General features: G+C 51.1%; 14 protein-coding genes. 5 read left to right on the top strand and 9 right to left on the bottom strand.

Features of this window, described 5'->3' with window-relative positions; all coding sequences use genetic code 11:
* Nucleotides 1-236: 236 nt before the first annotated feature.
* The 8 genes from ACMAZB_RS03740 to ACMAZB_RS03705 form a co-directional block, all read right to left on the bottom strand.
* Entirely contained in the window at nt 237-1,868 is a 1,632-nt protein-coding gene (locus ACMAZB_RS03740) for a long-chain-fatty-acid--CoA ligase (RefSeq protein ID WP_435219457.1), read from the bottom strand.
* A gap of 238 nt (nt 1,869-2,106) precedes the next feature.
* Nucleotides 2,107-2,940, bottom strand: coding sequence for an MBL fold metallo-hydrolase (locus ACMAZB_RS03735; protein ID WP_435219456.1), 834 nt, complete (start codon nt 2,938-2,940; stop codon nt 2,107-2,109).
* A complete protein-coding gene (gene fabV / locus ACMAZB_RS03730; protein ID WP_435214569.1) occupies nt 2,941-4,134 on the bottom strand; it encodes an enoyl-ACP reductase FabV in 1,194 nt (397 codons plus the stop codon).
* A 90-nt stretch (nt 4,135-4,224) separates the two neighbouring features.
* Complete coding sequence (locus tag ACMAZB_RS03725; protein WP_435219455.1) at nt 4,225-5,598, bottom strand: 2-oxo acid dehydrogenase subunit E2; 1,374 nt, start codon at nt 5,596-5,598, stop codon at nt 4,225-4,227.
* Between the two features lie 17 nt (nt 5,599-5,615).
* Nucleotides 5,616-8,273, bottom strand: a complete 2,658-nt coding sequence (aceE, locus tag ACMAZB_RS03720; protein ID WP_435219454.1) for a pyruvate dehydrogenase (acetyl-transferring), homodimeric type — start codon at nt 8,271-8,273, stop codon at nt 5,616-5,618.
* Between the two features lie 269 nt (nt 8,274-8,542).
* Entirely contained in the window at nt 8,543-11,446 is a 2,904-nt protein-coding gene (locus ACMAZB_RS03715) for an insulinase family protein (protein WP_435219453.1), read from the bottom strand.
* A 47-nt stretch (nt 11,447-11,493) separates the two neighbouring features.
* The gene (locus tag ACMAZB_RS03710; protein ID WP_435219452.1) at nt 11,494-12,558 is read right to left on the bottom strand and encodes an AI-2E family transporter; all 1,065 of its coding nucleotides are present in this window, start codon (nt 12,556-12,558) and stop codon (nt 11,494-11,496) included.
* Nucleotides 12,555-12,785, bottom strand: a complete 231-nt coding sequence (locus ACMAZB_RS03705; RefSeq protein ID WP_435214559.1) for a sulfurtransferase TusA family protein — start codon at nt 12,783-12,785, stop codon at nt 12,555-12,557. The genes ACMAZB_RS03710 and ACMAZB_RS03705 overlap by 4 nt, the downstream gene beginning before the upstream one ends.
* A 114-nt stretch (nt 12,786-12,899) precedes the next feature.
* On the opposite strand from ACMAZB_RS03705, the gene ACMAZB_RS03700 reads away from it, so the two are divergent.
* Nucleotides 12,900-14,393: a M48 family metalloprotease gene (locus ACMAZB_RS03700; RefSeq protein WP_435219451.1), complete on the top strand. Its 1,494-nt coding sequence runs from the start codon at nt 12,900-12,902 to the stop codon at nt 14,391-14,393.
* A 6-nt stretch (nt 14,394-14,399) separates the two neighbouring features.
* Here ACMAZB_RS03700 and nadA read toward each other — a convergent pair whose 3' ends face one another.
* A complete protein-coding gene (nadA, locus tag ACMAZB_RS03695) occupies nt 14,400-15,473 on the bottom strand; it encodes a quinolinate synthase NadA (RefSeq protein WP_435219450.1) in 1,074 nt (357 codons plus the stop codon).
* Nucleotides 15,474-15,578: 105 nt separating this feature from the next.
* On the opposite strand from nadA, the gene ACMAZB_RS03690 reads away from it, so the two are divergent.
* From ACMAZB_RS03690 to ACMAZB_RS03675, 4 genes are all read left to right on the top strand, one after another.
* The gene (locus ACMAZB_RS03690; protein WP_435219449.1) at nt 15,579-17,417 is read left to right on the top strand and encodes a two-component system response regulator; all 1,839 of its coding nucleotides are present in this window, start codon (nt 15,579-15,581) and stop codon (nt 17,415-17,417) included.
* Nucleotides 17,418-17,424: 7 nt separating this feature from the next.
* Nucleotides 17,425-19,386, top strand: a complete 1,962-nt coding sequence (locus ACMAZB_RS03685; protein WP_435219448.1) for a S8 family peptidase — start codon at nt 17,425-17,427, stop codon at nt 19,384-19,386.
* 171 nt (nt 19,387-19,557) lie between these two features.
* Nucleotides 19,558-20,232 carry a hypothetical protein gene (locus tag ACMAZB_RS03680; RefSeq protein WP_435219447.1) on the top strand — a complete coding sequence of 225 codons (675 nt, stop codon included), beginning with the start codon at nt 19,558-19,560 and terminating at the stop codon, nt 20,230-20,232.
* A 121-nt stretch (nt 20,233-20,353) separates the two neighbouring features.
* On the top strand, nt 20,354-24,700 hold the full coding sequence (locus ACMAZB_RS03675) for an ATP-binding protein (protein ID WP_435219446.1): 4,347 nt from the start codon (nt 20,354-20,356) through the stop codon (nt 24,698-24,700).
* Nucleotide 24,701: the final 1 nt, after the last annotated feature.

Raw genomic sequence — 24,701 nt, 5'->3', positions numbered from 1 at the left:
GCTGCACAGTTTACTGCAACCACTAATAGTAACGTTTAGGCGTCGCCTATATATCCCTTTCCCCAAATAATACCACTATGCAAGATCCCGGCCGGCGCGGTGACTCGCCACCTTGACCGGCATCACACTTGGGGCGCCAAAAGCTCGCAGGCAACTCAGAACCTATCCGCGAGGTACATTTGGTATGGATATGCCAGCACAGCCGCAGACAGGTCACTTAATAGACGAGGGAGGCTCTATGCGTCGGGGAATTGATAGTCGGCAAAAATATCTCGAAGAGTCGTTTTTTGAATTTTACCCGTCGCCGTGTGGGGCATATCCTCGATGAACTGAACATCATCGGGTATCCACCATTTAGCAATCTTACCATCGAGAAAGCTCTTCAATGCGTCGGGCTGGAGATCAGCGCCCTCGGCGTTACGCACCACAATCAGCAACGGTCGCTCGCCCCACTTAGGATGCATTCGACCAATGACGGCAGCCTCGGCGACCTGAGGGTGTCCCGTCGCGCAATTCTCCACCTCAATCGACGAAATCCACTCACCACCTGACTTGATGACGTCTTTGGTCCGGTCAGTAATAGCAACGTAGCCCTCTGGGCTAATAGTGGCAACATCTCCCGTTTCAAACCAACCGGGTTCCGCATGAGCCTCTGACCCCTCCAGCTTATAATAGCTGGAACAGATCCAGGGGCCTCGTACCTTAAGTGCACCAAACGCCACGCCATCTCGAGGCAGCGTTTTATTGTCATCGTCAGTGATTTTGACTTCAACACCCCAAATCGGTGTACCCACAGTCATTCGTAGCCGCGTGAATTCCTCATCTGTATGAAGGTCGCGGTGGGCTCCTGCGGCGTTGGCGGTACCCAAGGGGCTCATCTCGGTCATACCCCACGCGTGACGTGTATCCACGCCATAGGTATCAAACTCTTCCATGATTGAAAGTGGACATGCGGAGCCACCGACCACAATTTGCTTCAGGGTATCAACGCGCAAACCTTCGCTACGCAGGTGGTTGAGTAAGTTAAGCCAAACCGTCGGCACACCCGCCGACATCGTGACCCCCTCCTCATGAATCAGCGCTGCCAGCGTGGCGCCATCACCCATTTTGTTACCGGGCATCACCATCTTGCAGCCCGCAACGGGGCAGGCGTAGGGATTGCCCCAAGCATTGACGTGGAACATCGGCACGATTGGCATCACCACGTCGCCCCCCGACATACCTAGAGCGTCTGGCATTAAGGTCGCATAGGTGTGTAAGACTGTCGAACGATGACTGTAGAGAACACCTTTGGGGTTTCCCGTTGTGCCAGAGGTGTAGCAAAGCGCGCAGGCGGCGTTTTCATCCAGCTCTGGCCATAAAAACTGATCAGATTGCCCCTCGAGCAGTGTTTCATAGCAATACACGTTAGCGAGCTGAGTTTCGGGCATGTTTTCTGGAGTCGCCATAACTACCCAACCCTTAACATTGCTGCACTCACCGGCCACTTGCTCAATCAGCGGCCAAAAGTCGGGGTCGACAAACACAAACTGATCGTCGGCGTGATTGATAATGTAAACGATTTGCTCGGGGAACAGTCGTGGGTTAATCGTATGGCAGACATACCCCGAGCAGGCAGCTGCATAATACGCCTCCAAGTGCCGATAATCGTTCCATGCAAGCGTGGCAATGCGATCGCCCTGCGATAGCCCCCAGCCTGCAATAACGTTAGCCAACTGGCGACTGCGAGAGAACGCATCCTTGTAGGTGTAACGATGTCTTGGGTTGTCCCGGGTCACAGACACAATTTCCTTATGTCCGTTGACACTTTCAGCGTGCTGAATAATGGAAGTGATTGTAAGTGGGACGTCCATCATCAGACCTTGCATAACTTTTTCCTTTTTATTGGTTGCTTTACTGTTATCAAAAATGAGTGCGAGACCGGGCCAAAGCCGCTCTCAGAAAAATTGCCAGAGCGTTGCCGATTGAAAACCCTTGAGGGGAAATACCACCTAACGCCACAGATTTAAATTTGCTGGCCCCAATGCTACCCAAAAGCGGTCAGCAAATACTACTTTTGCAGCCATCTTTTAGCGCCACCAAAAAACTGTCGCTATTTACAGATTATCAGCTACCTACAGCTTGCCAGATGTCCCGCTGCACAGCAGCACTTCCCTCACTTTGTAGTTTAATGAGGTGAGCCAGCATCGACAGCTTTGCCCACTCGTGCAGTGCCGGATCGACATCGTCGTAAACCACCACTACCAGAGTATCAAGATTTGCAGGACCAACTTTGCGTAACCCCGACATCACCTTGTGTTCCCGCATTAACCGATGCCGTACTAACTTTTCCACTTCACCCCGACAATCTGGAATAATTTCTCCGTGCCCAGGAGCTACCGCTGTGACATCGTAGTCCAGTAATTTTCGCAGCGACGCAATGTAAGCCTGCATACTGCCCCCGGGGGGCACAATGACAACGGTCGAGCCATTCATAATGTGGTCACCTGCAAATACCAAGCCCTCTTCCTGAAGCAGGTAACAGTAATGGTTGTCGACATGCCCCGGCGTAGCAATCGCGCATAACGTCCAGCCATCACCTTCGATCAAATCGGCATCACTAAGGTCAATGTCGGGCTGAAACGTTAAATCTTGGTGGCGGTCGTCGGCAGTCACTGCACCAATCATTGGAACGTTCAGCCGTTGGGCCAAAATCGCTGCCGCTGGTGAGTGATCAGGATGCGTGTGAGTGCACACCACTTGGGACGCCTTGCCAGCGCAAGCATCAACGATAGCCTCTATGTGCGAATCAATGGCCGGACCCGGATCTAAGATAGCCACATTGTTGCCGCTACCGATGAGATACGTATTGGTTCCCGGGCCCGTCATTGGCCCTGGATTCGGCGCTACCAACCGTCGAACGCGGTCGGATAAGGTATGAACGACACCGGGGGTCAACACTCATTCCACCACTTGCGTTATCGGGACCTCAGGATTGACATCGGCATCGTAATCTACACCGTCAACTTCGAAACCAAACAACTGCAGAAACTCCTGACGATAGCCATCAAAGTCAGACAACGTTTTGAGGTTGTCGGTATTTATTTGCTCCCAAATTTCAGCTACCTCAGCCTGCACCTCTGGATTCAGCTCAAGGTTGTCAGCTCGCAATCGTCCATCGACATCAGGGCCTGTCGCGGTGCCGTAAAGAGAATCTCTAAAGAGTCGATTCACCTGCTCAATACAACCCTCGTGTTCTCCCCGGGCCTTCATCACCTTGAACAATATCGCTAGATAAATGGGCATAGCAGGAATAGCCGCCGAAGCCTGTGTCACCACCGCCTTAAGAACCGATACCCGAGCGTCACCGCCATGGGCCGCAAGCCGCTCGCGAATATCAACCACGCGCTTATCGAGGTCTTTTTTGGCCGCACCAATGGTGCCGTGCCAATAAATATCCCAGGTTATTTTTTCACCGATATAGGTATAGGCCGTAGTTTTTGCACCCTCGGCGAGAACACCCGCTTCATCAAGTGCTTCGATCCACATCTGCCAATCTTCACCGCCCATCACGGCAACAGTGTTATCAATTTCGTCTTGATTAGCCGCTTCTAGGTGGTATTCCTGAATCTCTTCTTTATCGGTATTGACGCCTTTTTGCACGGTATCAGAACCAATAGGCTTCAGCGTCGATGTGTGAACAACGCCGGTTTTGGGGTGGGTGCGACGAGGTGCTGCGAGGCTGTAGACCACTAGATCAATCGCCCCCAAGTCTTCTTTTATTAAGTCAATAACGCGAGCCTTCACGTCATCAGAGAAAGCATCGCCGTTGATGCTTTTGGCATAAAGACCGGCTTCGTCTGCCGCGCTGTGAAAGGCTGCTGCGTTATACCAACCGGCGGTGCCCGGCTTGCGCTCGGTACCGGGCTTTTCAAAAAACACGCCCAAAGTAGATGCACCAGCACCAAAGGCCGCCGTTATTCGAGAAGCAAGACCGTATCCGGTTGAGGCACCTAATACCAAAACCCGTTTAGGTCCCCCTTCTATTGCCCCCTGAGATTGCACATGACGTATCTGGCGGTTAACGTTTTCGCGACAACCTTCGGGGTGCGTTGTAATGCACAAAAATCCGCGGACTCGGGGTTTGATAATCATGGATGCTCCGAAAGCCTAGCAGGCGTCGACAAGACAGTTGGGTAGATCGCAGAGTCTAACATGTCACATAGTAGGGAAGTCTGCCACCGCCTATAGAATGATCCGTCGTACGTCTGACAATAACGCAGCCAAGTCGGTCAGGAAACGTCCCGCATCTCCCCCGTTTACAACGCGATGATCGTAGGACAGCGACAGCGGCAAAATTTGCCTTGGTAAAAACGATTCACCATCCCATACCGGTTTAATCTCAGCACGAGACAATCCCAAAATTGCCACTTCAGGCGTATTTACAATGGGGGTAAACCCCTCTCCGCCAATGCTGCCAAGGCTGCTTATGGTAAAAACACCACCTTGCATTTGGGCTGGTGTGAGTTTTTTCTCCCGCGCCCTGGTTGCCATATCGCGAATTTCCTCGGCGAGCTGCCAAATGCCTTTCTTGTCGACATCTCGGATAACCGGAACCACCAACCCCGCGGGCGTATCGACGGCCATTCCAATGTGGCAGTACTGCTTGTAAACCAGCTGCTTGCCCGCCAAAGCGAGGGAAGACTTCATTTTGGGATGCGCCGCAAGCGCCACTGCACAAGCCTTGAGTACAAAAGGCATGGGCGTGAGTTTATTGCCAAGTTGCTCGGCCTCTTTCTTCATTGATTTGCGGAATGACTCAAGGTCGGTGATGTCTGCCCCTTCAAACTGCGTGACATGCGGCACGTTAAGCCATGACCGGGACATGTTGGTTGCTGTCATCTGATCAAGGCGCGACCTATCTTCAACCGTGACCTCACCAAACTGACTGAAATCGATATCAGGCACGACTGGCACACCAGTGCCGGTAAATTCTTCAGCTGACTTTTGAAGATTTTTTCGGGTAAATGCCTGCAAATCTTCTTTTAGCACTCGTCCGCGTCGACCAGATCCCGTGACCTTTAATAAATCAATTCCGAACTCTCGCGCTAATTTGCGCACCGCCGGGCCAGCATAGACATCTGCCTCAGTTCTGGTCTCACGCTGTGAAGACGCCTGAACTTCGCTTGCCAATGCAGGCGATGGTTTGGTCTGACTCGCAGGTGCGCCAGCCGATTCAGCCGCAACGTCCACCGGAGCTTCGGGTGTATCTGCCGATTTTTCTGCTGGTTTTTCAGAAGGTTCAGACGCCGCAGAAACGTCAGCCGCTGCCGTGGCTGGCTCACCCGCGGAATTAGCGTCGCCTTGGGGGTTTGCTTCAGCAGCTTCGGCTTCCACCACTAAGACCGCGTCGCCCTCAGAAAGCGCATCTCCTAGGGCAACCCTTAACTCTAAAACTTTGCCGGCAACCGTCGCCGGTATCTCCATAGACGCTTTGTCAGATTCAACAACAATGAGACTTTGGTCAACTTCAATCATGTCGCCAACAGCAACAAAAATCTCGACAACCTCGGCACCCTCGGCACCCCCAATATCGGGAACGATTACGGTAACAGACATAATGGACTCCTCTGCTCTTAGGCGTTACGCGGATTAACTTTCTCAACATCAACACCTAACGCTTCAATCGCCTGGGCAACAACTGGAGGCTGCAGGACCCCCTCATCGACCAAGGCTTTAAGCGCTGCAATCACAATAAAGTCACTGCTAACCTCAAAGTGCTGACGCAAGTTTTTGCGCGTGTCACTGCGACCAAATCCATCAGTGCCCAACACAGTACAAGGGCCAGGAATAAATTCCCTCAATTGCTCGGAATAAGCCTTTATGTAGTCAGTAGCGATAACCGTAGGGCCCTCGCGATTGGCAAGCAGACTCGTGATGTAGGGTTTCTGGGGTTCTTCCATTGGGTGTAGGCGGTTCCACCGCACTGCATCGGCACCATCTCTAGCAAGCTCATTAATGCTTGTGAGACTCCAAACGTCTGCTGCGACACCGTAGTCTTTTTCTAGCATCGCCGCCGCGGCTTCGACCTCTCGCAAAATCGTACCCGCACCCATTAACTGAACCCGAGGCCCATTTGTCATGGTGGATGTTTTTAGCGCATAGGCACCTTTAACAATGCCCTCCTCAACACCTTCGGGCATATCGGGGTGGTGGTAGTTTTCGTTCATCGTTGTGATGTAATAGAAAACATTCTCACCGACCTCGTACATACGACGCATACCGTCCTGAATGATCACCGCCAACTCATAGCCGTAAGTGGGATCGTAGCTGACGCAGTTAGGAACCGTCGCCGCCATGAGATGGCTATGCCCGTCTTGGTGCTGCAAGCCCTCACCATTGAGTGTGGTACGTCCGGAGGTCCCGCCGATTAAGAAACCCCTAGCCTGACTATCCCCCGCCGCCCATGCCAAATCACCGATACGCTGAAAGCCAAACATGGAGTAGAAAATAAAGAAGGGCACCATAGGATAGTCTGAGACACTGTAGGACGTTGCCGCAGCCAACCAAGCAGAAAAAGCACCCGCCTCATTAATACCCTCCTCCAAAATTTGCCCGGTGACATCCTCCTTGTAATACAAAATCCCGCCGGCATCGTGAGGGGTGTACTGTTGACCTACCGATGAATAAATACCCATCTGCCGAAACATGCCCTCCATGCCAAAAGTACGTGCTTCATCGGGAACTATGGGAACAACACGCTCACCAAGAACCTTGTCCTTGAGCAGCGATGACAAAATACGTACGAAAGCCATGGTGGTTGATATTTCGCGTTTGCCACTCGACTTGAGCTGGCTGGCAAATGCACTTTTGGCCGGTGCGGGTAACGATTGCGACTGCGCACGCCTAGCAGGAATGTGGCCGCCCAGCTCGCCCCGACGCTCTTTCATGTAGCGCATTTCTGGGCTGTCCGACGGTGGACGGTAAAAAGGCACGTCCTTAAGTTCTCGGTCACTAATCGGAATGCCAAAACGATCTCTGAAGGCTTTTAAGCTATTGAGATCCAATTTCTTTAATGAATGCGTTTCGTTGCTAGCTTCCCCAGCCTCACTAGTACCGTACCCCTTCACAGTCATCGCCAATATGACAGTTGGGCGCGTAGTCTCTTCGCAAGCCGCTGCATAGGCCGCGTAGACCTTGTAGGGGTCGTGACCACCCCGGTTGAGGCGCATGATCTCGTCATCGCTCAAGTCTTTTACCAGCTCGAGGGTCTCAGGGTACTCACCGAAGAAGTGCTCGCGGGTGTAGGCACCGCCGTTGTACTTAAAGTTTTGCAGCTCACCGTCGCATACCTCGTCCATGCGTCGCTGCAATAAACCTGAGCTATCGCGGTCTAGTAGTGGGTCCCACTTCCTGCCCCAGATAACCTTGATGACATTCCATCCAGCGCCGCGAAAAACACCCTCAAGCTCTTGAATAATCTTACCGTTACCTCGTACCGGACCATCGAGGCGCTGCAGGTTGCAGTTAATGACAAAGTGGAGGTTGCCCAACTTTTCTCGGCCGGCGAGAGCAATGGCACCCAGTGATTCAGGCTCATCGCATTCGCCATCCCCCATAAAGCACCAGATTTTTCTGTCACGATGATCTACCAGCCCACGGTTTTGTTGGTACTTCATCACGTGAGCCTGATAGATGGCTTGAATTGGACCCAAGCCCATCGACACCGTAGGAAATTGCCAGTAATCAGGCATTAACCATGGATGGGGATACGAACTCAGCCCCTGCCCGTCGACTTCCCGACGAAAATTTTGCAACTGCGTTTCTGAAATATGGCCCTCGAGGAAGGATCGTGCATACATGCCCGGCGCGCTGTGTCCCTGGTAGAAAACAAGGTCGCCGGGATGGCCGTTTTCAGTACCCCGGAAAAAGTAGTTCATGCCCACGTCGTAAAGCGTTGCGCTCGAGGAAAAGCTTGAAATGTGCCCCCCCAGCCCCTCGTCGTTATCGTTGGCACGCATGACCATGGCCATGGCGTTCCAGCGAATCAACGAGCGTATGCGCCGCTCCATAAACAAATCGCCAGGCATAGGCCGCTCGTCAGCGGGAGCGATGGTATTGCGAAATGGCGTGGTGATGGCTCGAGGTAGGGGCACCCCAGTATTCTCAGCATGCTGAGACAACGCATTGATCAATGCCTCACCAGCGGCAACACCGCCCTCGCGCACAACCGAGTCGAGGGCATCGAGCCATTCTTGTCTTTCCTGCACATCTAGGATGGGTTGCTCACTCACTGTCTTTCTCCGATCCGTAAAGTCCTGAATTGGGTTAGTTGCAGCCAGATACGAGACTACAGCCCAATAAAAAATGGATGGCTAGATCACTAAATACCAATAAGGAACTATCAATCCGAGGAAATCTGAGCAACAAATTACACGAAATCGCTATTTTTTCTATAGGATTCTATTTTAGAACTATAATATATGCGTCGAAATACCCGGTTTTTGCGATAACGGCGACGGAAGTTGTGACCGCCCCATGACATGGGGCGGTGCGGAAAGCATTAACGAGGCTGTATTGGCATACTCTGATGAAACATCGAAACATCTTCGACAATTTGAGCGCCGGCAATTTCAGCGAAAGGCTCATCGGCAAAACCGGTGCCCTTTAGCTGAACCAAAACCCGTGAGGCTGCCTCTGCCATAACGGTCTGCGCGTAGTAATCGCGTACGGCATCAAGGGTTACTTGCTCAACAGCTGCAATTAACTGAGTCCGGGTATCAAAGTCATATCGTTCACGGTTCCAGTCCATCAAAAACGGACCCGCCTCTTCCCCGAGATTCTTGGGCGGTTGCGTCAGATCTGTCAGAACGCCCGCTTTAATACTTTCAAACTCGGCCTGATCTAAAGCTTCCAAATCTGAAGCAAACTCCGTTCGATAACGATCAAAACGTTCCAACATTGCGATGGGCGCCTTAACCGGTGTTTGTATGTAAAAACCTACCATGGGGTGGTCACCAAGCTGAGTAGCAAAACCTCCTGCGGCGTATCCCAACTGCTCCTCAGTTCTCAGTTGATTGAACGCCCGGTTGGATAGGTGTGCGGCCAGCAATTCGCCTTTAGCGACGTTTTCAATACTCGCTGTAGGCGCCGCAAACAAATACGCCATACCCAAATCTTCTACCGGAAGGCTCTCTTGGTAAACAAGCGTACTGCCCGGCTGTGGCGCATAAGTATCGGCGCGTGTGTAACTATCACCGGACCGGTTGGGGAGCACCCGCGCAATGAGATCAGCAAGGGACTGAACGTCTTTTTCGCTGTAATTGCCAAAGCGGTAGCCCCGCACGTAAGCACTGCTGAGCTGCTGTTCAATATGCCCACTGAGTGACGCCAAGGTTGCGGCGTTCGCCGCCTGCAGCAAGTCTTTCTGATTAAATGTTCCCGTTTGCGTCAATCGGCGTATGGCCGGAAACAGCTGCCGCACGGGAAAACCAAATCGCGAGTTTTCGAGCCCCCGGGTGAAGCGATCGACTGCCTGCGTAAACTCCTCCTCAGAGGGCTCTATGCGCAACGCCTCGAGAGATCGCTTAATCAATTCAGGCTGCTTATCGGTAAATCCTGAAAAAGTCATTTGAATACCGAAACCTGGGGAGACCGAGGCGTTCATTCCTGCAATTGACGCCTCGGTGAGCAGCGTAGTTTGCTGCTGCCGATAAAGATCGACCCAGAGTGCCGACAGCACGCTTGCATCAGGGCTCTTGGCTTGCTCATTGGTGTTGAGCTGTAACTGCGTAAACCCTTTGGGCTGCTCTGGGAACGCAGCACTGCCTTGAAGCCAAAATTCTGCGCTCTCGGTATCAACCACCTTTACCGGCTGACCAGCAGCGTGATCTACCGCAAAGGATTCGGGTAGCAAGGTATTTAGCGCAGGCATGGCTAAACCGTTTGCCGATGCCAATGCCATCTGTTCGGTGGAAGTGGACACCTCTAGGGGTTCCACACTGAACTTACCTGCATAAAAATGCATTTCTTCAGTCGCGGGCTCATCCTTCGAGACGAACCAAACGTTCAGACGCTGGGGAGTCAGCTGCTCTAGAACACTGGACACCGCATCAACGTCAAAGCCCTCGAAGCGATAGGGTGCATCGATAGCATGAAGCGTCGGGTAATTTTGCATAACCTCAGCCAATTGCGACACATAGGCAAAGTCATTAGTTTTCTCCAAGAACCTGAATCGATTCGTTAATGACGTTGCAAACTCGCTCGCGAATCTGTCGTCTACACCCTCTGCACGCAATAATTCAATATAGCCCAGCACCATATCCACAATGGTTGAACGCTGCGCCATGCCAGCTTCGGTAAGATCAACCTGAATACTAAAGGTGCCATAGTTACCCAAGCCATTGGGGGATGCCATGACGCCAAGGGAACTCGCCCACCCCAGCTCCTTTAATCGAGCCGCCGGAGTATTGGGCATCTCAGATCCCAAAATGTAAGCCAGATACTTATTGGGCTTCACACGAAACTGATCGTCATTCGCATCGATAAGAAAATCCATCTGCAACATCCGCTGATCCTCAAGCGGAACGTAATGCACCAGCTTGCCTGCAGCTTTGGCCATATCGATTTGTTCAGTCACCACCGGCTCGGCAACTCCTTTATTAGGCACGTCCGCAAAATACTGCCGAGCCAGAGCTTCCATCTGATCTAGATCACGGTCGCTCACCATCGCCACTTTCATAAGATTGCCGGAATAGTACTTATCGAAAAACTCGACCGTTGCACTATGTAGCGATGAACCCGGCTTATCCGCCAAACTTTCTAAGTTACCGATTAAGAAGCGATTGGCTGGATGATCTCCCAGAAAACTTCTGCCAAGTTTGAACATACCGAAGTAGTCCATTTCTCGGCGCATGGACCACTCTGCGTTGACGGCATTTTTTTCTTTTTCTATGTACTCGGGGTCCAACAGTGGGGTTTTGAAGAAATGCGAGAAGCGATCTAATGCACCTTCGTAGGCACTGTTTTTGATTTCGAACATGTAGTTTGTGATATCGAGCCAAGTGTAGGCGTTGCGAGAACCCCCGTTTTCGCTCATGAAATTCATATAAGCATCAACCTCAGGAAAGGCCTCAGTCCCCATAAACAACATGTGCTCGAGGTAGTGCGCCATACCCTGATAGTCCATGGGATCGAACATAAGGCCCACGCCCACACTCAAAGCTGCAGCCGATTTTTCTACCTGTGGATCTGAAACCAACAAGACCTCGATACCGTTCGCCAAAGACAGTGAGCGATATTCCCGACTATCGTTTGGGCTCACAATGACACTGACAGTAGGTGAATCCATCGAAGAATCTGCTGTGGTGTCAGTAGATTCCTCGCGCTGGGAACAACCGAGCAAAAGAGAGCCCAGCAATAGCCCCATTACAGGTAGCCGAATATTGATCGTTGAAAGGTTTTTCATGGGTCCCTCCTGGACGCCGCGCACAGACACATAGGTAAGGTTGTAAATTAGGTCGCTAGTTCATTTACCGCTGTAGGCCAGGCACTCACAATAGCGCTCACCAAAGTGGCCAGAGGGATCGCAAAAAACACCCCCCAAACACCCCAGATTCCACCGAAAAACAGGACTGCGACAATAATTGCTACGGGATGAAGATTCACTGCCTCGCTAAATAGCAACGGCACCAGCACGTTGCCGTCGAGTAATTGTATGACACCGTAAGCCCCCAAAACCCAATAAAAGCTCGGGCCTATACCCCATTGAAAGAAGGCCACCGCCACAACTGGAATGGTCACTAGCGTTGCACCAATATAAGGAATGATGACAGAAAGACCTACCAGCAGGGCCAACAGTGCCGCGTAATTGAGTCCTAAAAACGCAAATGCGGCATAGCTCACGCCCCCCACCAAAATAATCTCTATGACCTTGCCGCGAACATAATTAGCAAATTGAAGGTTCATTTCAGACCAAATCCGACTCAGCATCGGCCGCTTTGCGGGTAAAAACGAGGTGAACCAAGCTAAAATCTGCTCGCGATCCTTTAGGAAGAAAAAGACCATCAGTGGTATTAGCACCATGTAGACCATCACCGCGAGCAAGCCAGGAATACTGCTCAACCCCTTTGTCACCAAAAGCTGACCCAGCTGGGCCAAATCACCCTGCACACTGTTCATTGCCAGATTAATTTGCTCCTGGGTAATGATCGCAGGATATTTCTCAGGCAACACCGATAGGGTGGCCCGCCCGCGGTCGACCATGGCAGGGGCTTCTCGCGCAAGGCTGACGAGCTGTCGCCAAACTAGCGGCAACAGACCCAACACAAAGGCAAAGAAAGCACTGGTAAACATGAGTGTGGCAATCCAAACACCAATTCGAGTTGATAAACCCCAGGTATAAAGCTGATTGGCGACACCTTGCATCAAGAAGGCAACGACCACCGCAACAAAAATAGGGGTGAAAATGGATCCTACGGTTGCCAATAAAATGAGGCTTCCCAATAGGATGACAACCAACAGAACTGACTCTTCCTCACTGAGGTATCTGTCATACCACTTTCTGAAAACACTTATCATAATGCTGCCTTGGTGATGCAATGACGAAAGCTACCGTCTGCCAACGTTTGGGACTCGACGCCATGACCCGCCAATCGATGCAGCGATTGAAAGTCTTTCGTGGAACCCGGGTCTGTCGCAAGTAGCTCAAGAACCGCCCCTGGAGCCATGTCTCTCAGGCCGCGCTTTGCCATTAACAATGGCATGGGGCACTTCTGGCCTCTAGCGTCTATGAGTTTGTCAGACATGGAAATTTCCTGCTCTTACGGATGGTCGCTATTATAGCCTCTATTGGGCATTTTCCTGTGAACTCTTACTGGACAATACGACCAAACAAGTAGGACTTGGGATAAAATACGTTCATGGGATTTTTCACACAATACCTCGCTTGTCGCTTCAAACGCTATTCCTCACGCGTCGCGGCATGGGGCCTCGCAAGCGTACTGGCATTGTCAGGGGTGACGGCGCAATCTACAGAAGGGCTAAAGATTCCCAATCTTGGGGAGTCGAGTACGAGCTTATTTTCCGCTGATTATGAATATAATTTAGGGCAGTGGTGGTTGAAGTCCTTCCGACGACAGGCTCCAACACTCAACGATCCGCTCCTCTATAGCTATCTGGAGTCGCTAGTTTTTGATTTGGTGACCTACAGCGACCTTCAAGACCGCAGGCTTGAATTTGTTATCGTTGATAACCCAACGATCAATGCCTTTGCGGTTCCTGGTGGCGTCATCGGCGTACACACAGGTTTATTCAACTATGCACAGACCGAAGATGAATTCGCTACGGTTATGTCCCATGAAATTGCGCACCTGAGCCAACGGCACTTTTCCCGCAGTGTTGAACTCGCGCAAAGCCAGTCATCTATAAACATTGCGGGATTACTTGCTGGCATTTTATTGGCGGCGACTGCTGGTACTGACGCGGGTCTTGCCGCCATGACTGCCACGCAGGCTGCCCTGCAAGACGAACAGCTCCGCTACAGCCGCGCCAATGAGGCCGAGGCCGACAGGGTGGGGTTACGCATATTGTATGACGCAGGAATGGACCCCTATGCAGCACCGGCAATGTTTGAGCGAATGCTGGCCTCGACGCGTTACAGCAGTGCGAACCGCATGCCCGAATTCATGCGAACACACCCACTATCGGAAAAACGAATAGCGGACACGCGCAACCGCGCTCGACAGTATCCAAAACGGATTCGTCCTGTGAGCCTCGACTATCAACTTATGCGAGCCCGTGTTGCTGTCTCACTGGCCGATACCCCCGAAGAAGCGGTTGCGCAATTTAAAGGCGAGTTAGAGGGCAACCCCAGGTCTCGAGAAGCCGCCATTTATGGGCTGGTGCTTGCGCTTACCAAAGCCGGTCGCTCTGCGGAAGCGGCCCTTGCCCTTGATGGTATTTGGTCAGACAGCGAGCAACGTATTGAATACATTATTGCCGATGCCGAAATCGCTCTCGCCAGTGGCAAGCCAGAGCTGGCCGCCGAAAAGCTGCAAACTCGTTTGCAGCTATCCCCCGGGAATCATCCTTTAACCATGTCCTATGCCCACGCCCTTCAGCAAAGCCAGCAATCGCACTTAGCCGAGGAGGTATTGATCGACCAGTCACGAATAAAAGCCAATGACCCCGGCCTATGGTATTTACTGGCTGAAGTGCAGGGGCTAAGCGGCAACATTATTGGGTTACATCAATCCCGAGCCGAATATTTCATTTTGGTCGGCAATTTAGATGCCGCCCAACGACAATTGGTCTACGCGCTAAAACTGGTGGGCAACGATTTCACCGTTTCTGCGCAAATTAATGACCGCATTGGGCAAATTATTGATATGCGTACAGAGCTGGACAGAGGCTAAAGCTTTTTAAGCGCGGCCAACCACGCCCGTGTTTAGGTTCTCCGCGAATGACAGCATACGATCCAGAGGTCGCATAGCCGCCTGTCCCAGCAACGGATCAATCTGAATCTCGTTGTCTGGCCTTTCGAACACCAGTGCAAGGCGCTCAAGGTCGTTCATTGCCATCCAAGGGCAATTCGCGCAACTGCGACACGTGGCTCCATTGCCAGCTGTGGGCGCAATGAGGAAAGTCTTCTCAGGTGCCGCCTGCTGCAGTTTGAAAAATATGCCCTGATCAGTTGCGACGATAAAAGTGTCTTGCTCCATGGACTGCGCGGCCTTGATAATTTGGGTCGTCGAACCCACATGATCCGCCATTTCAATGACGGATGCGGGAGACTCTGGGTGCACCAAAACTGCGGCCTCCGGGTGAACCTGCTTCAAATCTGCAATGCCACGAGCTTTAAATTCTTCATGCACAATGCAAGCGCCGTCCCACATTAAAATATCTGCGCCGGTAGAGCGGCGGACATAATCTCCCAAATGCCTGTCGGGAGCCCAAATAATTTTCCGGTTTTCAGCGGCAAGGTGCTCAGCAACATCCAAGGCAATGCTTGAGGTCACCACCCAATCAGCCCTCGCCTTCACCGCCGCGGAGGTGTTGGCATAAACAACCACTTCACGGTCTGGGTGGCTGTCACAAAAAGCAGCAAACTCATCGGCTGGGCACCCTAAATCTAGCGAACAAGTCGCTTCCATATCGGGCATTAAAACCCGCTTATGGGGTGTCAGTATCTTCGCGGTTTCCCCCATAAATCGGACACCCGCCACAATAAGTGTTTCTGCCGGGTGATCGCGCCCGAACCGAGCCATTTCGAGGGAGTCGGAAACACACCCTCCTGTGGCCTCAGCAAGAGCCTGGATTTCTGGCGCGGTATAATAGTGAGCAACAATCACCGCGTTTTCACGCTGCAGCAACGCTCGGATAGCCGCCTCTAGATCTGCTTTACGCTCTGGAGATGTCTCCGACCGCTGATTGCGATTCAGATGCTCCTGAACTTGTTCACGGATTTTTATCAACTGCGATTGGGCAATGGTCATTGCTTAATAACTGGGGAAAATTTGATAGTGGAAGGTTAGCACAACTCCAGTTGTTTGCAGTGGCCCGCAGCACTGACAGTGCTACTATTATTCGGTCACCCCGAAATGTCGCTCGAGATTGTGTTAACTGACCCCATAGATAACGAAAAACCGTTGGACGCACCTGCCACGATTCTCGTCTGCGATGACGACCCAACGGTAAGACTGCTCGCGAGAGAGTGCTTGGAATCGGCAGGCATGGCGGTTCTTGAGGCTATTGATGGCCAAGAAGCTCTAGCGTTATTTGCACAACAGCAGCCTGACCTTATTTTTTTAGATGTCGATATGCCTCGCTTAAATGGCTTTGCGGTTTGCAAAGCCATCAGACAAACAGAGAAGGGACAAAACGTTCCCATACTCATTGCAACAGGGGCCAACGGCAATAGCTCTATTGATCAGGGCTTTGAGGCTGGTGCAACACAGTACAAGACCAAACCTATCAATTGGGCTCTACTGTCGCGGGATGTTAAGTACATGCTGAGAGCCGCCGAGGCATTTGCTGCACTCAAAGCGCAGCAGGTGCAGCTGAGAACACTCGCATACTATGATCCGCTTACCTCTCTACCCAATCGACGCAGCTTTGTAGACCAACTCACACAAAGCCTAGACGAGACGGTAGCTCATCAGCGCTCCATGGGCCTGCTTATGGTTGATCTGGACCATTTTAAGCGGATACACGATCCCTTAGGTGAAGCGCTTAGCGATAGTCTATTAAGAGTGGTAGCAACACGTCTTGAAGAGCGTTTGAGGGAGTTTGCACCTCGAGGACCCGACCCCCACGAAACAATCGACCGCGGCGATTTAAAGGAAATGACCATTGATCTTATGCGCCCCGGTGGCGATGAGTTCAATATTATAGTGCGCAACATTGAGAGCAGTCAGGCACTCACAGCGATTGCCACAATGATTCTGGAAGCCCTCAATGCCCCATTGATATTTAGAGAAAACCATCTCGTCTTATCTGCAAGCGTAGGCATTGCAGTGGCGCCTGAAAATGGCGTCGAGTCTGAGGCCATAATTCGCAGAGCCAACATCGCACTGAGCGCAGCAAAGCTGTCGGGGCGAAATCGCTACCGGTTCTATGACGACTCACTGGCCGACGATGCAGAAAGAAAGCTCCGGCTGGAAGCTGATCTCCGCGACGCGCTCGAAAGCCCTGATCAATTATTTATGGTCTATCAACCTCAGGTTGACACCCAGTCAGGCCGAATCTCTGGCGTAGAAGCTTTGGTGCGATGGAGTCACCCGGAGCTTGGTGCCATTTCGCCGGCGCTGTTTGCACCACTGGCTGAAGGAAGTGGGCTTATCAGTCAGTTGGGCGATTGGATATTTAAACGCGTGGACACTGATATTCAGTCTTTGAAAGCGGCCTTTCCGTCGCACCTCACTATAAGCATCAATTTGTCGCCCTTACAATTTACTCAAGCTAACTTTTTAGAGACCCTAAAAGTTCGTCTTAGTGAGCTGCAATTAAATAATGAAATTGAGCTCGAGCTTACTGAGGGCGTTATTATGTCTGACGCCGACGATAGTCTGCTTAAGCTCCATGAGCTGCGAAAAGCGGGCTTCAGGCTGGCTATTGATGATTTTGGAACCGGCTATTCATCGCTGAGCTATTTAAAAGACTTTCCTGTCAACACGCTGAAAATAGATCAAGCCTTCGTTGCAAACCTCGGCAATGAAAGTGGTAACAGTATTGTCCGAGCGATACTTGCACTGGCTGAAGCACTGAATCTTGACGTAGTGGCTGAGGGTGTTGAGACTCAGGAACAAGCGCACTTTTTAACCCGTCATCACTGCAACATCCTCCAAGGCTTTCTACTGGCAAAACCTATACCTTTACCAAAGGTGATTGAGATGCTGGATGTGGATTTCAGCCACATGTATCGCATTGAAGAATCATGAAGCAGCAATGAAAATTTCCTGGGGCCTGTTACCCGTTTTCGCACTCATCTTGTCCTCCTCCATATCTGGCAAAGACGAAATGACGGCATTAACTGCTGACCAGTCGATACAAGTTTTACTCCAAGGAAAGAACGCCGAACATTTACGTCAAGCCATAAAAAATTTAGGGGGGCAGGTAACCCACGACCTACCAATCGTTCATGGGGTTGGCGGAGTTATCGGCGCTGATATGCTTCCTGAATTAGCGACAATAAAAGGGGTCGACAAGTTTACCGAAGACTTTAATCCACCGAAGCTGCCCGACAACAGAGACTGCCTCGTCTCTGGAGATTTACAAGTTAAGTTGACGCCTCAGTCTCTACAGTGGCGGATTTTCAATTTTGCCAATAACCCGAAACCCCTCAAGTGGATTAATGCCTCTTGGCCCCAAACATTGGGTGATGCGACTCTTTCGGTGAGCACAGAGATGTCAGGGACGCCTGCAAACCAAGGCGTCAAAATTACATCGGGGGCACCGCTACAGCTGAACCACATGCTGCCTTCCGGCTCGTCACTGGTTGCAATGCAATTCTCAAAGCCATCAAAATCACTAACGCAAAATGACTTTGAAATTTCCCTAGGTCTTGATGACTGTGAAACACAGCTTATTCCGGCCTATGCCGGCAAACAGCAAGACTTTTACTTTTCAAAAGAAGCCGGAGCAACACTATTGGCCGAAGCAGGGCTAACCGGGTTGGGCGTTGGTGTTGCCATCATTGATTCCGGACTATGGGATATACCGGCACTGACTCACAACGCCCTCGGCGAACGTCGCATTGCTGCCCATTATGATGCTATTGGGGATCGCATCGATTTAGAACTGCACGATGATGGAGGTCATGGATCACATATGGCCAGTATCATTGCCAGCAGTCGACGCGTTGCCAATCGAGAGCCCCTGCAATATCAAGGACTAGCCCCCAACGCAGTGCTCATACCCGTCACTGCGATCTCACCTCGCGGGGATGGCGACTTCATGGATATCATTCGAGGTATTCAGTGGGTAACCGCTAATCAAGCACGATTTAATATTCGAGTACTCAATCTGTCGCTGACCGCTACGCCACGCAGTGAATATTGGGCAGACCCCATGAACCAAGCGGTAATGAAAGCATGGGAAGCGGGCATTGCAGTTGTCGTTGCAGCAGGGAACGACGGTCCAGACTGGAGCACAATAGGCTCGCCCGGCAACAACCCCTACGTTATTACCGTTGGCGCCATCACTGATTCATGGACACCCGGTGACGAGCGCGACGACTATATTCCAAACTTTTCGTCCCGTGGCCCAACATTCGAGGGCCTGATCAAGCCTGACCTTGTCGCTCCCGGTGGTCACATCAGTGGTCTGATTCCTCCTGATTCTTCTTTGGCAATTGAAAACCCAAACTACTTTTTATCCTCTGGGGAGTATGTGGCCACAGGCAGCTCTCAAGCCGCTGCGGTTGTCTCGGGACTGATTGCACTGCTGCTCGAAATCAAACCCGAACTCACTAACGATGACGTCAAATGCTTGCTCGTCACTAGCGCTCAACCCGCCTTGAGCCGAGCCGGAAAGCTTGCCTACAGCCCCTTCATTCAAGGTGCAGGACGAGTAAGCGGCTCCCGCGCCCTGACATTAGGTGAAACCAACTGCGAACAAAAAAACCTGAATATAAGCGCCGCTTTAGCAGGCACAGAGCGCTTGTACGGACCCGCAGAACGGCTTGAGGACGGAACACCCTCCTTACCCAATATGCCTCTGATGGTGGAAAAAAATCTCCCCGCATTGGGCGTGAGCACCGACCGCCGCTGGGGGGTTGCAGCACATCTTGAGCGGCTCGACCCAACGACTGAATCACCTCAACAACCAGACGTGCCATTCAATTGGGCCGCGGTCTACCGAGACGAACAGCAAAAACTTAAGCGGTTAGGGGTTCCTCCCTCAAAATAAAAGTACCGCAAGCAAACCCTCGCCCATCGCACTTATTCACTACCCCATTTGGGTTATTCCCACGGTGTTTACACACACCGCAGCTTCGTAATATCTGAGAACCAGTTCACATTTTGCTCTGAGCGAGCGACTGAAAAAAAGAAGCGTCAGACCTGTTAGGAGGTTATAGACATGATAGTGATTAAGACCATCGCAAGGTGCACTACAGCACTGATGTTAACAGCTGGCACGGCTTATGCGGACGACGATCTCCGCGGGGCCGTCACTGCAATAAGCAATGTCGCTGCCGGTGTTGCCGCAGACACGCCGCACAATGGATTTCGCTGGGCTGAAACCAGCCACGACGTGGGTCCAGCGGTAAATTTACCGGCAGACAACCGGCGCTCGGGTTTCAGATGGGCGACACACCCCAGCATGGAAAATTCCGAACATACTGCTGCGGTCAAGAATATAGGCAAAGTTGATCAGACAGGTTCTCGCTGGGTTATCCGCAACGATGCCAGCCAAGCCGGATCTCGCTGGGTCATTCGGAACGACGCCAGCCAAGCCGGATCTCGCTGGGTAATTCGGAACGACGCCAGTCAGGCAGGTTCGCGCTGGGTTATTCGAAGCGACGCCAGTCAGGCAGGGTCGCGATGGGTTATTCGCAATGATGCCAGCCAAGCCGGATCTCGCTGGGTCATTCGGAACGATGCCAGCCAAGCCGGATCTCGCTGGGTAATTCGGAACGACGCCAGCCAGGCAGGTTCGCGGTGGGTTATTCGTAACGACGCCAGCCAGGCAGGTTCGCGCTGGGTCATTCGAAATGACGCCAGCCAAGCAGGATCTCGTTGGGTCATCAGATGATTGATGTCTAGGCTGTTCGGGAGCGCCAAAGCACCCCTAGGTAACCCTAAGGGTGCTTTACCCATTGGTGATGCTACAGCGGTATACTGAGCTCAAGTCACACCAAAAGCAGCCTAACATTATGGTTACAGTAACCAGGGTTCATCTCCTAGCGCTTTTACTGCTGACTGCACATTTCAGCTGGTCCAATCCCGCGAATGATGCCCCCGGATTCCTCTTTTGGAGCTCGCCTGCATCAAGACAACTAACCTCTTTTATTGTCACTGATGTATTTGAGGACTCTTCAGGGATGGTTTGGCTTTCCACTCAGGAAGGACTGAACCGATATGATGGCGTGGAGGTTAAGCAATATATTCCCCAACTTTTTGAAGAGGGGACTTTGGCTCCCGGCAGAATATTGGGCGTCAGGCAAACCCCAGACAAAAAGATTTGGATCGCTACCAGATCAGCTATTCAAACCCTCAGTTCAACGAGTCAAGTACTAAGCACTCCGGCAGCACTAAGCAATCTCGAAGATGACATTATAGGTTTCGAAATCGATTCATCGGGAAGAATCTGGCTGGGCCTTGCTGGAAAAGTCGGTGTGTATAGACCTGAAACTTCTCAGCTTTTCTATTTTGAGCTACCAAAGCCGCAATTTTCAGATGATGTAAGCGTCGTAGATTTTTCCGTAGATGGAGAAAAATTATATGCTCTCATCGATGGCGCAGGAATTTTTGAAGTTATTTGGCAAAACCAGAAACCAATATTTAAAAGCGCATCCTCCTCACAGCAACTTCGAAACAGCGACCTGTTTAAAATAGCCGAGAATAAAGATGAGTTATGGATCGCGACTCTCGGCTCCGGAGTATTTGTTGTAGACAAAAAAACGTCTGAAACTAGACGAATATTAGCGGGCCCAACCGCTGAGGATCTGCCCTCCAACACAATTTACGAGATATACCACGACGATCAAATCACTTGGATTGGAACGGGCAAAGGTTTAGCCGTAACCACAGACAAAGGCCGCACCTTTCAGTCCTATACCGACTTCAATTCTGGACTGGCTGAAACTGAAGTCAGATCAATATATAAAACTGACGATGAAACCTACTGGATAGGCCTCACAAACGGCCTAGCCCATGGTCGTAAAAGCACGGCGAAAATTATTAATAGTTCCAACAGCAACCTTCAAAGTGACACCATAAACGGAATCACAGTATCAAAAGATGGGGTACTTTGGCTCGCAACTGATGCCGGCGTGTCTTATTTAGCCCCAGGCGAAGCCTCCTTTAGCAACATCAATCACTTTACTCATCCAGACCTTCCAGAGGGCATTGCAACCGCTGTGGCGGTTGACAACAACCTTGCATGGATTGGAACCTTTGACAGCGGCCTTTTCCGCTACGACATTGCAGGGGACAAGCTAACGAAGGTTCTGTACGGCCCGCTCGAAGACAATGCATTGCATAGCGAGGCTATAACTTCTCTACTGGCGCTACCAGATACAGGCCTTGTTGTTGGAACCTATGGTGGGGGTGTTAGCGTAGTTAATAGCGACGGAAAAGTGTCCCGCACCGTGCGCTCCCTTGCTGGCAGTCGGATCAGCGACATCATTTACACCCTCCTGATGGATCACGACGGCGGCATATTAGTCGGCAACGAGCAAGGAATTGCGAAGTTATCAGCAGACCTTTCCACAATAACCGACACAGATTTTTCCACGTTTTTGATTGATGCCGGCACGACAACAAAAAATATAAACCCTGTCGAGCTTCAACATGGAGACGACAACGCAATTTGGGTGGGGACGTTTCAATATGGGCTCATGAAAGCTCAACGAGACGAGCGCTTGAACGTTACTGCAGTAAACAATGTGACGAGAGATCTCAATTTACCAAGTATTTCCGTGATGGGAATCCACCGAGATAATGCGGGAAGTTTTTGGCTATCTCACAATGAAGGACTCACTAGATTTAACCCTTTTACATTGGACGCCAGAAATTATAAAAACACCTTCGGTGCGAATATTGGTGAGTTTATTAGCGGCTCTTCGTATGGGTCGAGTTCCGGGACAATATACTTTGGCGGCTTTCGAGGCGTTTCTATTGTCGACGCCTATTCTGCGGAAGAAACAGCGAAACCCATCCGCATTGGCATCGCATCAATATCTCTTTTGAACAGGGCGATAGACCTTTCAGCTGACATATCAGACCTCAATCTAGATCTCTCTTACGACGACAAGATTGTCACGATTGAAATGTTTGGCGCCGAATATATCGCCCCGTCCGAAATTAAATATAAGTACAGGATTAGCGGGCTCGGGGACAAATGGGTTGATCTGGGTAACGACCGAACCCTAAGCATTACAGCTCCACCTGCGGGATCATATCTTATTGAACTTGCTGGCAAAGGAGTTATGGGCGACTGGAACTATGATGCCCTCCAAATTCCATTGGTGATTCGGCCTCCCTTCTGGTCCTCAAAGACAGCTTACGCAATCTATGTGGTGTTCCTAGCGTTGATGGTTGCGGGAATCGGATTGTGGATGCAAAGAACTCTCCAACAGTCTCATCGAAGAGAGCTAGAGTTTTCACTCAGACTCAACGAGAGAACCATAGATCTTGAGGAAGCGAAGCAAGCCGCTGAAGCTGCCAATGTTGCCAAATCAGAATTTTTAGCCGTGATGAGCCATGAAATTAGAACGCCTTTGCACGGCATTATAGGAATGAATGAGCTTTTACTAAAAACGGATACAACACCACAGCAAAGTCGCTTCGCTCGAGCAGCACTTAACTCTGGAAAAACCCTACTGCATCTTATTAGCGAGATTTTGGACTTAGCCAAAATTGAAGCCGACCGAATGGATATTGAATCGGTTGAATTTGACCTCATCAGCGTGATTGATGAAGTTTGCTACCTGCAGGGTGAACCGGCTCAAAGAAAGGGGCTAAAACTAGATTTCATTCCCGATACTTCTCTGGCCGGAAGCTACCGAGGCGACCCGCAAAAAATACGCCAAATCATTACAAACCTAGTCGGTAATGCGATCAAGTTTACCGAATCGGGCCGCATTGTTGTTGCTGTAGGGGTTGAGCCCTCCGGGGATATTCGAATGGTGGTTGACGACACCGGAGAGGGCATACCTGATGATGCTCGGGCTCGCGTATTCGAAAAGTTTACTCAGGCTGATACCAGTACCACTAGGCAATATGGCGGGACGGGACTCGGGCTAACTATTTGCCGAAATTTCGCTGAAGTTTTGGGAGGTGCTTTATCGATTGACACCCCGGAGTCTGGCGTAGGCACCCGAGTTCTGGTCACCATCCCTTTAGAGATTGCGGAGGCTAGACCAACACTGAATCGCGGAACTATCGGTCTACTCACAGACGATGAGGACCTCAGAGCGAGTACGGCCGCGCATGCCGCTTTGATTGGCTACCGTACCATTGCCATCAACAGTATTGAGGCCATTGATAAGGTCTCCTGTGACGCGCTAATCATCGATCAACTTCTGAACCCCAGCGAACTTGACGATATTGAACTGCACCTGAGTTCCGCTAAAAGAATTCTTGCCACCTCAATAAAAAGCTTGTCACCACGTCTACATTCCCAACACTGGATTGGCTTGCACAGGCCCATTACCACAAGCAACCTCGAGGAGGCGCTGTCGAGTAAATCGCCGCAAACCGTGGCAGCCGTCCCCGCCTTGCAAATCAATGCCGACGTGCTGGTTGTTGAGGACAATAAAGTTAACCAGATCTTAGTGCAGGAAATTCTGAAATCTATGGGTCTTCAGTCGAGCCTTGCCGAAAATGGACTGGAGGCAGTCACACTTTTTAGGCGCCACCGATTCGACCTGGTACTCATGGATTGCCAAATGCCAGTGATGGATGGTTTTGAGGCCACCAAGCTGATTCGTGAAATAGAATCTGAGAGAGACTACCCTAGGACACCTATCATAGCGCTCACTGCAGCTGCCCGCGCTGAGGAATACGAGCAGGCATTGAATTCAGGCATGGATGAATTCATGACCAAACCTTTCAACGTTACCCAGCTAGAGAACCGAATTAGTGCAACGCTGACACATAAAGTCAGTAATGAAAACGTTAAGGGCGTCGCATCAGAGCATTCCGCCGCTCAAGGCCCCATTGACGAGAACGTTATAGAATCGATATTGGCCATCAATCCAGGCTCTGCAGGTGTCGCACTGCTCGCAAAGGTCATCGCATCTTTCAATGCGCAATTGCCCATCAGCCTGGCCGATCTTCGCTCGTCGGTAAATACCGACGACACCGAAGTGCTAAGACAACACGCCCACGCCCTGAAGTCTATGTGCGGCAATATCGGTGCTACACAGCTGACCAAAGCTTTGAATGACATTGAGCAAGCCGCAGCAGTTGGGCAAATCACCCTGTCTCGAGAGGATTATGACGACGTTGAAGAACTTGCTAGGAATGCGGTAGCAGCACTTCAACGCTGGACGTGAC

The organism is Luminiphilus sp. nBUS_07 (genome assembly GCF_051201685.1).
In the GTDB taxonomy this organism is placed as follows: domain Bacteria; phylum Pseudomonadota; class Gammaproteobacteria; order Pseudomonadales; family Halieaceae; genus Luminiphilus.
Note: the sequence above shows the minus strand (reverse complement) of the source record. Positions and strands in the feature narration are given on the sequence as shown.

Excerpts from the sequence above, each read along its gene's own strand:
- ACMAZB_RS03705 (WP_435214559.1), bottom strand. The coding sequence starts at position 12,785 with ATGTCTGACAAACTCATAGACGCTAGAGGCCAGAAGTGCCCCATGCCA.
- nadA (WP_435219450.1), bottom strand. The coding sequence starts at position 15,473 with ATGACCATTGCCCAATCGCAGTTGATAAAAATCCGTGAACAAGTTCAG.
- ACMAZB_RS03715 (WP_435219453.1), bottom strand. The coding sequence starts at position 11,446 with ATGAAAAACCTTTCAACGATCAATATTCGGCTACCTGTAATGGGGCTA.
- ACMAZB_RS03710 (WP_435219452.1), bottom strand. The coding sequence starts at position 12,558 with ATGATAAGTGTTTTCAGAAAGTGGTATGACAGATACCTCAGTGAGGAA.
- fabV (WP_435214569.1), bottom strand. The coding sequence starts at position 4,134 with ATGATTATCAAACCCCGAGTCCGCGGATTTTTGTGCATTACAACGCAC.
- ACMAZB_RS03740 (WP_435219457.1), bottom strand. The coding sequence starts at position 1,868 with ATGCAAGGTCTGATGATGGACGTCCCACTTACAATCACTTCCATTATT.
- ACMAZB_RS03700 (WP_435219451.1), top strand. The coding sequence starts at position 12,900 with ATGGGATTTTTCACACAATACCTCGCTTGTCGCTTCAAACGCTATTCC.
- ACMAZB_RS03725 (WP_435219455.1), bottom strand. The coding sequence starts at position 5,598 with ATGTCTGTTACCGTAATCGTTCCCGATATTGGGGGTGCCGAGGGTGCC.
- ACMAZB_RS03685 (WP_435219448.1), top strand. The coding sequence starts at position 17,425 with ATGAAAATTTCCTGGGGCCTGTTACCCGTTTTCGCACTCATCTTGTCC.
- ACMAZB_RS03690 (WP_435219449.1), top strand. The coding sequence starts at position 15,579 with ATGTCGCTCGAGATTGTGTTAACTGACCCCATAGATAACGAAAAACCG.
- ACMAZB_RS03680 (WP_435219447.1), top strand. The coding sequence starts at position 19,558 with ATGATAGTGATTAAGACCATCGCAAGGTGCACTACAGCACTGATGTTA.
- ACMAZB_RS03675 (WP_435219446.1), top strand. The coding sequence starts at position 20,354 with ATGGTTACAGTAACCAGGGTTCATCTCCTAGCGCTTTTACTGCTGACT.